Consider the following 14,206-nt stretch of genomic DNA (forward strand, 5'->3'; position numbering starts at 1 on the left):
ATGAACGGTAAATGAAGCAATAAAAAAGCCGGCAGAAGCCAGCTTTTTTAGAGAGCGATTCGAATTAGATTCGAAGACCGCCATCAACCTCGAAACAACGACCTGATACATAGTCGTTTTCAAGGATGAAAGAGACTGTGTGAGCGATCTCTTCAGGTTTACCAAGACGTTTAGCCGGGATGCCCGCAGCGATTTTCTCGCGTGCTTCCTCTTTCATCGCCATAACCATCTCAGTACCGATGTAGCCTGGTGCAATCGATGCTGCACGGATACCGTAGCGAGCAAGTTCTTTCGCCCAAGTAACGGCCATCGCTTCAACACCTGCCTTAGTAGCGGTGTAGTTGGTCTGACCCATGTTGCCACTGCGCGAGATAGAAGAGATGTTGATAATGCAGCCCTCTTGCTTGTTTTTGATCATTTGTGCCGCAGCTTCACGGGCACAAAGGAAAGTACCAGTAAGGTTTACATCCATTACTAGGTTCCACTGATCCATGCTCATTTTCGAGACGATTTCGCCATCTTTTACTTTGATGAATAGACCGTCACGTGTGATGCCAGCATTGTTAACAAGACCGTTTAAGCCACCCATATCAGCAACCACCGATTCGAATAGAGCTTCAACTTCAGCCTCTTTAGAGACATTACATACGTAAGTGCGGCCATCGCTGCCAGCAGCTTTTACTTGATTGAGAGTCTCATCAAGGTCTTCTTGGTTAAGGTCTACCAGTGCAAGACGTGCACCTTTGTTTGCTAGCTCAAGTGCCATTGCACGGCCAAGACCACGACCACCACCAGTGATCACTACTACTTTATCTTTTAGATCCATTTCCGGACTCCTACCAACAATCTAATATTTTCAGCGCTTAAGGCTGATTGCTGCCTGTTTTTATTTTGCGTTGCAGCTAGTGCACTGCACAAACTAAGCCTTCTGCAGTGCAAAATCCATAGCTTTTGTGGAGTTTTTTAAAAATTGAAAAGAATTGTTTGCAGAGGTTCGGGTCAAACCCTTTTTTGTGCATTTAAGTAATTGAATTTATTGTTTATTCAAGTTGGTTATACCCGCCATCTAAGGTATTAGACATAGGTAAAAGATCACTGCACAAAAGTGATATTGCGCTGCAAAAGCCCAGTTGTAGTCCGGTTGTGGCTCGAATGTAGCCCATATGTAAATAGTTGCCTGAATGTAAATTTAAGTTAAACCACCTGTTGTTCTCTTTAGATTTCTTTTAAGCCTTGATAGCCTTTGTTAAAACAGAGCGAGAACAGCATGCCAATACTCTTTATTATCTTTGTCGTAATCCCCGTTATTGAAATCACCATCCTTATAAAGGTCGGTCAAGCGATTGGTGGCTGGTATACCGTGGGCCTGGTTCTGCTGTCAGCTTTTATCGGGGTAAATATGTTGCGTTATCAGGGTGTGACGACCCTGTTAAAAGCTCGCAGTCGTATTGAGAGTGGAGAGATTCCGCTATCAGAAATGAGAGATGGGATATTGATAGCGATAGGCGGAGCCCTTTTGGTTACTCCTGGGTTTGTGACCGATGTAATTGGTTTCTCCTGCCTGTTGCCATTCACTCGTGGCCTGTTTTTTAATCTTTTCGGACAACGCATAAGTGATGCGTTTACTAAGAGTGGTGGGCAAGCACACTTTTACTCATCGACCCAGAACTCCCAAGAACCCTTCTCTCAAAATAGAAGTGACATCATTGATGGTGATTTTGTTGAGGTGAATGACCCAACAAGTAATAACGACGACAAACGGTTGCACTAATTTACACCGGGTTGTCCATTAATAAGTCCTGCACTTTCTGCTTGTGGCCTGCTAAGACCTAAGTTGAAAATTTAAATTTTTTTCAACTTGGGTGTTGAAATCTTTTCCCCCCTCCCCAATTAAATATTTCACCTAAGAATTGTCGGTGAATTATTGGTTCACTGGCTTTAAACAAAAAAACCAACATCGTATTGGATCCTAGATTCAGGAGAAGAACCAGATGAAAATTCGTCCACTTCATGACCGTGTAGTAGTTCGTCGTAGCGAAGAAGAAGCTACTTCGGCTGGCGGTATCGTATTGCCAGGTGCAGCTGCAGAGAAACCAAACCAAGGTGAGGTTGTCGCAGTAGGCGCTGGTCGTGTCACTAATGATGGCCAGGTTGTTGAGCTGTCTGTCAAAGTCGGTGACAAAGTGATCTTTGGTCAGTACGCGGGCACTAACACTATCAAAGTAGATGGTGAAGAGCTGCTGATCATGCAAGAGAGCGAAATTTACGGCGTACTAGAAGCCTAATTCGTTTTACTGGTAAAGAATTGAATAAATTTAAAGGATTCTAAGAAATGTCTGCTAAAGAAGTACTCTTTGGAAATGATGCTCGTCAGGGCATGCTTGCTGGCGTAAACGTTCTAGCAAATGCGGTTAAAACAACTCTAGGCCCTAAAGGTCGTAACGTTGTACTAGAAAAATCATTTGGTGCACCAACAGTGACTAAAGATGGTGTATCAGTCGCTAAAGAGATCGAACTTAAAGATAAGTTCGAAAACATGGGCGCACAGATGGTTAAAGAAGTAGCCTCTAAAGCTAACGACGTTGCTGGTGACGGTACTACGACTGCAACTGTTCTAGCTCAAGCGATTGTTAATGAAGGTCTTAAGTCTGTTGCAGCGGGAATGAACCCAATGGATCTTAAGCGTGGTATCGATAAAGCGGCTGCTGCTGTAGTTGCTCAGCTTGCTGAAATGGCTGTGCCATGTGCTGATTCTAAAGCGATTGCTCAGGTTGGTACTATCTCTGCAAACTCTGACGCTGAAGTGGGTAACATCATTGCAGAAGCTATGGAGCGTGTAAGCCAAGATGGTGTCATCACTGTTGAAGAAGGTTCTGGTTTCGAAAACGAACTAGACGTTGTTGAAGGTATGCAGTTCGATCGCGGTTACCTATCTCCTTACTTCGTAACTAACCAAGACTCTATGGTTGCTGAACTAGAAGATCCATTCATTCTTCTAGTTGATAAGAAGATCTCTAACATCCGTGAGCTGCTTCCAGCACTTGAAGGTGTTGCTAAATCATCACGTCCACTGCTTATCGTAGCGGAAGACGTTGAGGGTGAAGCGCTAGCGACTCTTGTAGTGAACACTATGCGCGGCATCGTCAAAGTATGTGCTGTTAAAGCGCCAGGTTTTGGTGATCGTCGTAAAGCGATGCTTGAAGATATCGCTATTCTTACTGGTGGTCAGGTGATCTCTGAAGAGGTGGGTCTGAGCCTAGATGCAGTTGAACTTGAGCAGCTTGGTCAAGCTAAGCGCGTAGAGATCAGCAAAGAGAATACAACCATTGTTGACGGTGCTGGCGCTAAAGCAAACATCGACGCTCGTGTTCAAGCGATCCGTGTACAGATGGAAGATACTACATCTGAATACGACAAAGAGAAGATGCAAGAGCGTGTTGCTAAGCTAGCAGGCGGTGTTGCAGTGATCAAAGTGGGTGCTGCGACTGAAGTTGAGATGAAAGAGAAGAAAGCTCGTGTAGACGATGCACTTCACGCAACTCGTGCAGCCGTTGAAGAGGGTATCGTTCCTGGCGGTGGTGTTGCTCTGATTCGCTCACTTCAGGCTGTCGAGAGCCTAGAGGGTGACAACCATGATCAGACGATCGGTATTCAGCTAGCACTACGTGCAATGGAAGCACCACTTCGTCAAATCGTAGCAAACGCAGGTGGTGAGCCATCAGTGGTTGTCAACGAAGTTCGTAACGGTAAAGGTAACTACGGTTACAACGCGGGTACAGAAGTCTACGGCGATATGCTTGAGATGGGTATCATCGACCCTGTTAAGGTAACTCGTTCGTCACTTCAGGCGGCAGCGTCAATTGCGGGTCTAATGATTACGACTGAAGCGATGGTTGCTGAGATCCCAGAAGATAAGCCAGCTATGGGTGCACCTGATATGGGTGGCATGGGTGGTATGGGCGGCATGATGTAATCATCCCCCCCAAATGTGAAGCCCCGAGCGGTCAGCCGCTCGGGGTTTTTTTATGTCTATAATTCAGTAGTTGAAGAGGTTCTTTATACCGCTAAGTTTTTGTATTTACTTTAATATTTTTACTTTGGTTATAGGTTGGTATGAGATTTCATATCTTGAAAGAGTTTTCCTAGTACATTGGTCTAAATCAACCTTTAGTAGGGTAGTCACTCAGTGTTGACTCTAGTAGTTTGCAGTTTCCGATTGTAATAAAAACAAACCCAACAACGGAGTTACAAAGTAATGACTGATAAGACTCAAGGCGTTTCACGCCGTACGGTACTTAAAGGCACTGCAGCTTCTGCAGCGGCTATCGCAGTACCAAGCTTCTACATCCCAACTGCTTCTGCTGCAGGTTCGTTCCGTAACGACCCTAAGGCTTCTGGTAAGTGTGTCCTAGGTTTTAACGTACCTCAATCAGGCGCTTACGCAGATGAGGGTGCAGACGAACTACGCGCATTCAAACTTGCTGTTAAACACCTTAACGGCGAAGGCGATGGCGGCATGATGCAAACCATGAAACCAATGAACCTTAAAGGTAACGGTATTCTTGGTATGAAAGTTGAGTACGTAACTGGTGATACTCAGACTAAGTCTGACGCAGCACGTGCATCGGCTAAACGTATGATCGAGAAAGATGGCGTTATCATGTTCTCTGGTGGTTCATCTTCAGGTGTAGCTATCGCAGTTCAGGCTCTAGCTGAAGAGATGGGTACCATCTTCATGGCAGGTCTAACACACTCAAACGATACAACTGGTAAAGACCGTCGTCGTCACGGTTTCCGCCACATGTTCAACTGTCACCAATCAGCACTAGCGCTACGTCCAGTACTTAAAAACGAGTACGGTACAGATCGTCAGGTTTACCACCTAACAGCTGACTATACTTGGGGCTGGTCTCAGCAGGACTCTATCGAGAAGGGTATGGCTGCTGAAGCAAACTGGAACACAGTTGCTAACGTTAAAACACCAGTAGGTGCAGGTGACTTCTCTCAGTACATCACACCAATCCTAAACTCTGGTGCAGATACTCTTATCCTTAACCACTACGGCGGTGACATGGTTAACTCTTTGACTCAGGCGATTCAGTTCGGCCTGAAAGATAAGCAAGTTAACGGTAAGGACTTCCAGATCATCGTTCCTCTATTCTCTCGTCTAATGGCGAAAGGTGCGGGCGACAACATGAAGGGCATCCTAGGTTCTACAAACTGGAACTGGAAGCTAACTGACGAAGGTTCTAAAGCATTTGTTAAGTCGTTCGGTCAGGAATACGGTTTCCCACCATCACAGGCTGCTCACACTTGTTACGTACAGACTATGCTTTACGCAGATGCTGTTGAGCGTGCTGGTACTTTCGATCCACAAGCAGTTATCGCTGCTCTTGAAGATCACGAGTTCGATGGCATGGGTAACGGTGCTTCTCTATACCGTAAAGCGGACCACCAGGTAATGAAGAATGGCCTAGTGGTACGCGGTAACATGAACCCAACATCTGACTTCGACCGTCTTGAAGTATTGGATGTGGTTTCACGTGAGAAGCTTACTTACGATCCAAACGAAGGCCCATTCGCCGGCGGCGCTCAGTGGTCTTAATCCAAGTGTAATTTTAATTACACCTTGGCACGCGAAGGGGTCCAAGGGACCCCTTCGTTTTTTATTAGCTTTTTTGGAGATTCATAGCTGTGGATGCAATAATCCTCCAGATCTTGAACGGTCTAGATAAGGGTGGTGCTTATGCACTGATTGCCCTAGGTCTAACGTTGATTTTCGGTACCTTAGGTGTCGTGAACTTTGCTCACGGTGCTCTTTTCATGTTGGGTGCTTTCGTCGCAGTTTCAGTTCGCGAAGTACTTACTATTTCAACAAAAGTTAAAGATGAGTCGGTTACTTTCTTTGAAGCATTCAAAGAGATCCCATACCTAGAGCTCTGGCTCGGTGATACGGGTAGAGCCATTATCGACTGGTCTGTTCCAATATCGATTTTAATCGCTATACCTATCATGCTTGTGATTGGCTTGGTGATGGAGCGTGGTCTAATTCGCCACTTCTACCGTCGCGCACATGCTGATCAGATCCTTGTAACTTTCGGTCTTGCGATCGTTATTCAAGAGATCATCAAAGCTATCTACGGTGCAAACCCGATTCCACAGCCAGCACCAGAAATGTTTGAGGGTACAGCGAACATCGGCGCACTCTTGGGCTTAGGTGACAATATCGTCTACCCGAAATGGCGTCTTGTTTATTTAGGCTTTGCTGCGATTGTCATCGCTGCAGTGTTTGCCTTCTTGCAGTTTACAACCTTTGGTATGGTGGTTCGTGCCGGTATGGCGGATCGTCAAACGGTTCAGCTGTTGGGTATCAACATCACCAAACGTTTCAGTATCGTCTTCGGTCTAGCTGCGGTCGTCGCAGGTTTGGCAGGTTTGATGTACACACCAATACTCTCTCCTAACTACCACATGGGCATGGACTTCCTAGTTCTGTCATTCGTAGTTGTAGTAGTGGGTGGTATGGGTTCACTACCGGGTGCGGTAGCGGCAGGTTTCCTACTCGGTATCCTCCAATCGTTCGCATCGATGAACGAAATCAAACAAATCATCCCAGGTATCGACCAGGTAATTATTTACCTAGTTGCAATGATCGTACTGCTCGTTCGTCCACGTGGTCTAATGGGTCGCAAGGGTGTAATGGAGGACTAAGATGCATATTGATAAATTTACACCTAAATCAGACATGATGATGCTGCTGGGCTTTGCAGCAGCCGTCCTGCTAATGCCACTTTGGCTTCAGCCATTCGGTGCAGCCTACCCAGACTTGATGCAGCGTTTCGCTATTTTCGGTCTGTTCGCAATTGGCTTTAACATTCTATTTGGTCAGACAGGTTACCTGTCGTTTGGTCACGCAGCGTTTATCGGTGTGGGGTCTTACACAACGGTTTGGATCTTCAAGCTGTTTACACTGAACATCCTTCCAGCGATGGTTGCCGGTGTTGTGGTGTCAGGTATCTTCGCCCTAGTCATTGGTTTCATCTGTCTTCGCCGTACAGGTATCTACTTCTCGATCCTGACACTGGCTTTAGCTCAGATGAGTTACAACCTTGCTTACTCTGTACTCACACCTATTACCATGGGTGAGACAGGTCTGCAGGTTGAAGCGGCTGACCCACGTGCTTGGGATGCGCCTTTAGCTGAAGGTGCGGTACCTCGTACCAACCTATTCGGCATTGAGATGACAGACTTTGGTGGCCTAGCTGGCTTCTACATCTGTGCAGCATTCTTGATTGTTGGTTTTTATGTCGCTCTACGTATCACTCGTTCACCTTTCGGTTCGATGCTACGTGGCCTTAAAACTAACCAAAACCGTATGTCATACACAGGTTTGAACACTCGCCCATATGCACTGGCAGCGTTTGTAATTTCAGGTATGTATGCGGGTCTTGCTGGTAGCTTAATGGCAGCGATGGACCCTCTAGCGGGTGCGGAGCGTATGCAGTGGACTGCATCAGGTGAGGTTGTTCTTATGACAATCCTTGGTGGTGTCGGCACATTGGTTGGCCCGTTCCTTGGTGCGGTAGCTATCAAGTACTTCGAGAACATCTTCTCTGCTATCGATGGTGCAGTTCTGACTAGCGCTCTAGATTTCCTACCAGACTTCTTGGTCTCTGGCCTTGTTCCAGTACTGTCTCTGTTCGTAGGTAAAGGTTGGCACCTAACGCTAGGTCTAATCTTCATGCTGGTCGTTATCTTCCTGCCTGGTGGCATCATGGAAGGTTACCGTCGAATCAAAGCTCGCTTCTCGAAGCAGGGCGAAGAGTAACTCAAGCTAACAGGATATTTATATGTCAGTACTAGAAATCTCTGGCGTAAACAAAACATTCGGTGGCTTGAGAGCACTGGATGACGTCAACTTAAAAATTGAAGAAAAAACCGTTCATGCGGTCATCGGTCCGAACGGTGCCGGTAAATCAACACTACTGAACGCAGTCATTGGTAAGTTGATCCCAGATAACGGCACGATTTCGTTCTCTGGTAATAGCATGATTGGCCTTAAGCCACATAAGATTAACCAGTTGGGTATTTCACGCGTATTCCAGACTCCTGAGATCTTTGCTGATCTTACGATCATGGAAAACATGATGATCCCACTGTTGGCTCACCGCGATGGCGAATTCAAGTTAAATGCTTGGAAACGTTCTGATCAGGATGCAGACCTACAAGAGAAGGCTGCTAAATACCTAGAGTATGTGAACATGCTAGGTAAATCTGATACTCACGCGGGCAGCATGAGCCGTGGTGATAAGCGTCGTCTTGAGTTGGCAATGTGTCTCTCTCAAGAGCCAAAACTACTACTTCTTGATGAACCAACCGCGGGTATGGCACGTGCCGATACCAACAACACCATCGATCTGTTGAAGAAGATCAAAGCGGATGGAATGACCATGGTCATCATCGAGCACGATATGCATGTAGTCTTCTCACTCGCTGATAAAGTGAGTGTAATGGCAGCAGGTCACGTGATCGTTGAGGGTTCTCCAGATGAAATTAAAGTGAACCCTAAAGTTCGTGAAGCATACTTGGGAGGAGCGGAAGTATGACCAATACAGTCGCAACTGAAGCCGTTAGAACTCAAAACCTGGGTACACCGGTTACCTACTGTTCTATCCACGATATTCATGGTTACTACGGTGAGTCTTACATCGTTCAGGGTGTGAGTTTCAATATCCATGAGGGTGAGATTCTTGCTCTACTTGGCCGTAACGGTGCCGGTAAAACATCAACGTTGCGTACCATCGCACGTTGTGATGACCCAGTATTAAAAAGCGGTGAGATCTGGTTGGATCACCAAAATATTCACGACATGACAGCGTATGAAGCGTCACAAGCGGGTATTGCACTGGTTCCTGAAGATCGCTGTATCATTCCTGGTTTGACGGTAGAAGAGAACCTGCAGCTGGCTCAAATTGCGCCTCCTAAAGGTTGGAATATCGAACGCATCTACGAGCTATTCCCTCGTCTGGGCGAGCGTCGTAACCAAGAGGGCGTCACTCTGTCAGGTGGTGAGCAGCAGATGCTTGCGATCGGTCGCGCGCTCTGTCGAGACATCAAAGTTCTTCTTCTTGATGAACCTTATGAAGGTCTGGCTCCTGTTATCGTTCAAGAGATTGAGCGTACTCTACGTGAGATCAAAGAGCTGGGTATTACCACCGTGATTGTCGAGCAGAATGCAATTGCTGCACTGAAGCTTGCTGATCGCGCAGTAATCCTTGATACCGGTAACGTTGTATTCGACGGAACCGCTCAAGAAGTTCTTGATAACGAAGCGCTTCGTAACGAGTACCTAGCGATTTAATCGCGCTCTTATCAGTACTCCACCTGTGCCCAGCTTTGCTGGGCACTCTTTTTTGGGGGGGATAAAACTGGTAATGTATCCCTTTCTAATTGAGTAAGAACCCTCTTCAATGTCTGAACGTCGCGAACCAGGATTCAATTTAGATCAACTGGCCGAGCCAGTGCCCACTCTTGAACCTGAAAAGCAAAAACCTCAAGTGCCTAACAACCCCACTAATGCCGCCGTTAAGCCCTCTTCTAAAAGTAGTGGTTTAGCAACGGGTGTTGCTGTTATTGCACTGTTAGTGGCTGTGGCTATGGCTGTATGGAACTACCAACTGACTCAAAAGATGGATCAACAATCCGTTCTTCTGGAACAGATGAACTTATGGCTTGAGAGTACCGATGCAACGCTGACGAAGACAACGACTTCAGCGTCACAATCAGGTGAAACCCTCTCTTCTCGATTAGAGCAGCTTAATGGTCGTGTTGAAGATCGTATTAAGCATTTTGACTCTGAGATCGCTAAGCTTTGGACCGTTTCGTATCAGCGCAATAAGCCTCAGTTGGAGAAGCAGGGCAAGACGATTGAAGCACAAGCTAAACTGATTAAATCTCAGGCTGAATCGATAAAAAGCATTCAGTCAGGTGTGGATCAAGTTCAAGCACAAGCTAAAAAGAGCGAAGGGTCTGTTAATAAACTGTCCAAATCAATATCAGAATTTGATAGCAGTTTGAAAAAACGTGACCAGCAACTATCAAAACTTAATGACCTAGTTGCCAGTAAAGATAAGCAGATCGCTCAATTAAGTGAACGGGTAGCTCAACTCAACAGTGACCTTGAGTTTCAGCTCTCTATTGAACGGGACGAGAGAGCAAGGCTTTCAGAGCAGCTTGAACAAGTTAAGGCAGGTTCCAATTCCAGTGATCTTGATGGCCGTTTAGCGACCATTGAAGATCGTCTCCGCTCCATTGATTCTAGTCGCCAGTCGGTCAATGCCGAACTATTGAACATCAAACAACAGCTCAATACGCTGCTGCTTGAAGGAGCTATTCGTTAGTTGAATTATTCGCAACTGATCAATACTTGTCCAAATCCTTGCCAATGGGCACAATACGCGCCACATGAAATGGAGCTGAGTTAAGACGTGAAGCTAAGAACCTTTTTTGCTTTACGCATTACTGATAGAACGGCTCGAGAGCTCGCTAATCTTTCTGATGAGTTGTGTCAGTTTGATTTAGGGCTGGACGCAACTTGGTTTGATTCATCTGGCTATCACCTGACGCTCTGCTTTTTAGGAGATGTCAGCCTAGAACAGATAGAACAGCTCGAGAAACGTGCCACTCAAATAGATTTTGGTAGTCGTTTTACCGTTCAGCTAGATCAGGTCAGTTATTACGCCGTTAATCCGAGACTCTCCCTGATCGCGGCGATGACCGCGCAGAATAGTCAGCTAACGATGCTCCATGAGCAGTTAGTGGCGTTAGCCGAAGAGGTTGGCATTGTTTGTAAAGATCAGAACTTTATGCCCCACGTCACCTTGGCACGCTTGCCAGCGGACAATCGATTTGCTGTCGACAGAGAGTTGCCGCCTATCGATCATAGCCTGCCGGCTGACTCGATTGTGCTTCTTCAGAGCACTGAGGGTGATCATGGCAGTGTCTATAAGCCGCTTTTCGAAGTGCCACTTACACGCTAAACCGTTTAACCAATTTTGAGAACATGATGCGAAAACCCGAGCTATTGTCCCCTGCAGGGACCTTGCGAAATATGAAGTATGCCTTTGCCTATGGTGCTGATGCGGTCTATGCCGGTCAACCGCGCTATAGCCTTCGTGTACGTAACAACGACTTTACTCTTCAGAACCTTGAAGAGGGGATCAATATTGCGCATCAACTGGGTAAAAAGTTTTTTGTCGCCAGTAACATTCTGCCGCACAATTCAAAGTTGGGTACCTACATGAAGGATATTGATCCTGTTGTAGCGATGAATCCTGATGCCATGATCATGTCCGACCCTGGCCTGATTATGATGGTCAAAGATAAGTATCCAGATCTTCCGATTCACCTCTCTGTTCAGTCGAATACTATGAACTGGGCTGCAGTGAAGTTCTGGGAGCGAGCAGGTATTGAGCGAATCATCCTGTCACGTGAACTCTCGCTAGATGAAGTGGCTGAAATACGTCAACAGTGTCCGGATATTGAGCTTGAGGTCTTTGTTCATGGCTCACTCTGTATCGCCTACTCAGGTCGCTGTCTGCTATCGGGTTACATCAACCACCGAGATCCAAACCAGGGTACTTGCACAAATGCTTGTCGTTGGAAATACGATGCTCATGAAGCTCAGGAAGATGAGTCCGGTGATGTGGTTCCCGTTCAGAGCTTTGATCCAAGCGAAGAGAAGCAGCCTGCCCTAGGTGAAGGTAAGCCATCAGATCAGATCTACCTGCTCCAGGAGGAGACTCGCCCTGGAGAGTATATGCCGGCCTTTGAAGATGAGCACGGTACCTACATCATGAACTCAAAAGATCTGCGCGCCATTCAGCACGTGCATCGCTTGACGGAGATGGGCGTCGACTCTCTGAAAATTGAGGGACGCACTAAGTCGCACTACTACGTTGCCAGAACCGCGCAAGCTTACCGTCAAACCATTGACGATGCAGCGGCTGGTCGCCCATTCGACAAGGGGCTAATGGATGTCCTTGAGAATCTTGCAAACCGAGGATACACCGAAGGTTTCTACCGTCGTCATGTTCACGACGAATACCAGAACTATGAAACGGGTAACTCTGTGGGTGTGCATCAGCAATTTGTCGGTGAAGTGGTTGAGCGTGACGCGGACTCTGGCAAGCTTGTTATCGATGTGAAGAACAAATTTGAGGTGGGTGACACACTTGAGTTGATGACCCCTCAGGGTAATCGTCGCTTCAAGCTTGATGAGCTGTATGACAAGAAAGGTGCTCGAGTCCATGTTGCCCCAGGTTCAGGACACCGTGTGACACTACCACTCGATTTTGATACTGATATGGAATACGCGCTACTGATGCGTGATCTTCCAAACGCTCCAGAGAGGGCGTAAATGATAGCCGGCGACTGAGCCGGCTTTTTTGTCTCTATAGGTTCTGCTTAGCCGTTAGACAAAGTGTGGTCATCCCATCTGATTTGGATGATGTATAATCTGGCTGCACTGCAGGGGTGGAGCCCCCTGATCATCACTATAAATGGAGTTTTCCAATGAGCGTTATTCGCCAAGACGACCTTATTGATAGCGTTGCTGATGCGCTACAGTTCATCTCTTACTACCACCCAATCGACTTTATTGAAGGTGTGCACGAAGCCTACCTGAAAGAGGAGAACCCAGCCGCTAAAGATGCGATGGCGCAGATCCTAATCAACTCGCGCATGTGTGCTGAAGGTAAGCGTCCTATCTGTCAGGACACCGGTATCGTTACCGTATTCCTTAAAGTGGGTATGAACGTTCAGTGGGATGCTTCAATGAGCGTCACCGATATGGTCAATGAAGGTGTTCGTCGAGCCTACATGCACCCAGATAACGTCCTACGTGCCTCGATTCTTGCTGACCCTGCTGGCAAACGTCAGAACACCAAGGACAATACTCCTGCTGTTATCCACTACGAAATTGTAGAGGGCGATGAGGTAGAAGTTCATGTGGCTGCTAAAGGTGGTGGTTCAGAGAATAAATCGAAGATGGTGATGTTGAACCCATCTGACAGCATCGTGGATTGGGTGGTTAAAACGGTACCGACTATGGGTGCTGGTTGGTGTCCACCAGGTATGTTGGGTATTGGTATTGGTGGTACTGCCGAGAAGGCAGCAGTCATGGCCAAAGAGTCTTTGATGGACCCTATCGATATTCATGAGCTACGTGAGCGTGGTCCGCAGAACCGTGTCGAAGAGCTACGTTTAGAGATCATGGATGCGGTCAATGAGCTAGGTATTGGTGCACAGGGTCTTGGTGGTCTGACAACGATTCTAGACGTTAAGATCATGGACTACCCAACGCACGCGGCATCTTTGCCAATCTGTATGATCCCTAACTGTGCTGCGACTCGCCATACTCATTTTACTTTGAAAGGTGATGGGCCGGCCGTTCTCACACCGCCAAGCTTGGATCAGTGGCCAGAAGTGACCTTTGAAGTCGGTGCTAATACACGCCGCGTCAATCTAGATGAGATCACACCTGAGTCGGTTAAAGAGTGGAAGGTTGGTGAGACTATTTTGCTTAATGGTAAAATGTTGACCGGTCGTGATGCCGCCCATAAGCGCATGGTAGAGATGCTTAACAACGGTGAAGAGTTGCCAGTTGATCTGAAAGGGCGATTCATCTACTACGTGGGTCCTGTCGACCCTGTCCGTGATGAGGTTGTAGGCCCTGCTGGCCCAACAACGTCAACACGTATGGATAAGTTCACACGTCAGATTCTAGAGTCAACGGGCCTACTGGGCATGATTGGTAAATCAGAGCGTGGTCCAATCGCTATTGATGCGATCAAAGATAACCAAGCGGTCTACCTAATGGCTGTTGGCGGTGCTGCTTACCTTGTATCTAAAGCGATCACTGACTCAAAAGTGCTAGCCTTCCCAGAGATGGGCATGGAAGCGATCTATGAGTTTGAAGTCAAAGATATGCCGGTGACTGTGGCTGTAGATGTGAATGGTGAGTCTGTTCATACATCTGGTCCAGCTAAATGGCACGACATAATCGTTAAAGCGAAAGGCTAAACGAAAACTCACATTAAGGGCCGCGTTTATCGCGGCTTTTTTGTTTGTGGAATATAGAAGGCTTGCCGTGTGTCACTATTCTCGCTAAAGTCCCTTGATTACATGACTGTTTGGTTAAGTTTTA

General features: G+C 46.8%; 13 protein-coding genes. 12 read left to right on the top strand and 1 reads right to left on the bottom strand.

The window, feature by feature from the left end; all coding sequences use genetic code 11:
- Positions 1-64: 64 nt before the first annotated feature.
- Positions 65-826: an SDR family oxidoreductase gene (locus XMM312_RS01435; RefSeq protein ID WP_173483302.1), complete on the bottom strand. Its 762-nt coding sequence runs from the start codon at positions 824-826 to the stop codon at positions 65-67.
- Between the two features lie 441 nt (positions 827-1,267).
- Between XMM312_RS01435 and XMM312_RS01440 the strand changes: the two genes are divergently transcribed.
- The 12 genes from XMM312_RS01440 (at position 1,268) to XMM312_RS01495 (ending at position 14,082) form a co-directional block, all read left to right on the top strand.
- A complete protein-coding gene (locus XMM312_RS01440) occupies positions 1,268-1,771 on the top strand; it encodes an FxsA family protein (protein ID WP_173480541.1) in 504 nt (167 codons plus the stop codon).
- Positions 1,772-1,991: 220 nt separating this feature from the next.
- Positions 1,992-2,285 (top strand): co-chaperone GroES, encoded by a 294-nt coding sequence (locus XMM312_RS01445; RefSeq protein ID WP_173480542.1) that lies wholly within the window; start codon positions 1,992-1,994, stop codon positions 2,283-2,285.
- A 47-nt stretch (positions 2,286-2,332) separates the two neighbouring features.
- Positions 2,333-3,973 carry a chaperonin GroEL gene (gene groL / locus XMM312_RS01450; RefSeq protein WP_173480543.1) on the top strand — a complete coding sequence of 547 codons (1,641 nt, stop codon included), beginning with the start codon at positions 2,333-2,335 and terminating at the stop codon, positions 3,971-3,973.
- A gap of 282 nt (positions 3,974-4,255) precedes the next feature.
- The gene (locus tag XMM312_RS01455) at positions 4,256-5,605 is read left to right on the top strand and encodes a substrate-binding protein (RefSeq protein ID WP_173480544.1); all 1,350 of its coding nucleotides are present in this window, start codon (positions 4,256-4,258) and stop codon (positions 5,603-5,605) included.
- Positions 5,606-5,694: 89 nt separating this feature from the next.
- Positions 5,695-6,711: a branched-chain amino acid ABC transporter permease gene (locus tag XMM312_RS01460; protein WP_173480545.1), complete on the top strand. Its 1,017-nt coding sequence runs from the start codon at positions 5,695-5,697 to the stop codon at positions 6,709-6,711.
- A gap of 1 nt (position 6,712) precedes the next feature.
- Positions 6,713-7,828 carry a branched-chain amino acid ABC transporter permease gene (locus XMM312_RS01465; RefSeq protein ID WP_173480546.1) on the top strand — a complete coding sequence of 372 codons (1,116 nt, stop codon included), beginning with the start codon at positions 6,713-6,715 and terminating at the stop codon, positions 7,826-7,828.
- Between the two features lie 22 nt (positions 7,829-7,850).
- Positions 7,851-8,606, top strand: a complete 756-nt coding sequence (locus tag XMM312_RS01470) for an ABC transporter ATP-binding protein (protein WP_173483300.1) — start codon at positions 7,851-7,853, stop codon at positions 8,604-8,606.
- Entirely contained in the window at positions 8,603-9,361 is a 759-nt protein-coding gene (locus XMM312_RS01475) for an ABC transporter ATP-binding protein (RefSeq protein WP_173480548.1), read from the top strand. The genes XMM312_RS01470 and XMM312_RS01475 overlap by 4 nt, the downstream gene beginning before the upstream one ends.
- A 109-nt stretch (positions 9,362-9,470) precedes the next feature.
- On the top strand, positions 9,471-10,400 hold the full coding sequence (locus XMM312_RS01480; protein WP_173488579.1) for a hypothetical protein: 930 nt from the start codon (positions 9,471-9,473) through the stop codon (positions 10,398-10,400).
- An 87-nt stretch (positions 10,401-10,487) separates the two neighbouring features.
- Positions 10,488-11,039, top strand: a complete 552-nt coding sequence (gene thpR / locus XMM312_RS01485; RefSeq protein ID WP_173488580.1) for an RNA 2',3'-cyclic phosphodiesterase — start codon at positions 10,488-10,490, stop codon at positions 11,037-11,039.
- A gap of 26 nt (positions 11,040-11,065) precedes the next feature.
- The gene (gene yegQ, locus XMM312_RS01490) at positions 11,066-12,418 is read left to right on the top strand and encodes a tRNA 5-hydroxyuridine modification protein YegQ (protein WP_173483372.1); all 1,353 of its coding nucleotides are present in this window, start codon (positions 11,066-11,068) and stop codon (positions 12,416-12,418) included.
- 155 nt (positions 12,419-12,573) lie between these two features.
- Positions 12,574-14,082, top strand: coding sequence for a fumarate hydratase (locus tag XMM312_RS01495; RefSeq protein WP_173480551.1), 1,509 nt, complete (start codon positions 12,574-12,576; stop codon positions 14,080-14,082).
- Positions 14,083-14,206: the final 124 nt, after the last annotated feature.

Source organism: Marinobacterium sp. xm-m-312 (assembly GCF_013283295.1).
In the GTDB taxonomy this organism is placed as follows: Bacteria; Pseudomonadota; Gammaproteobacteria; order Pseudomonadales; family Balneatricaceae; genus Marinobacterium_E.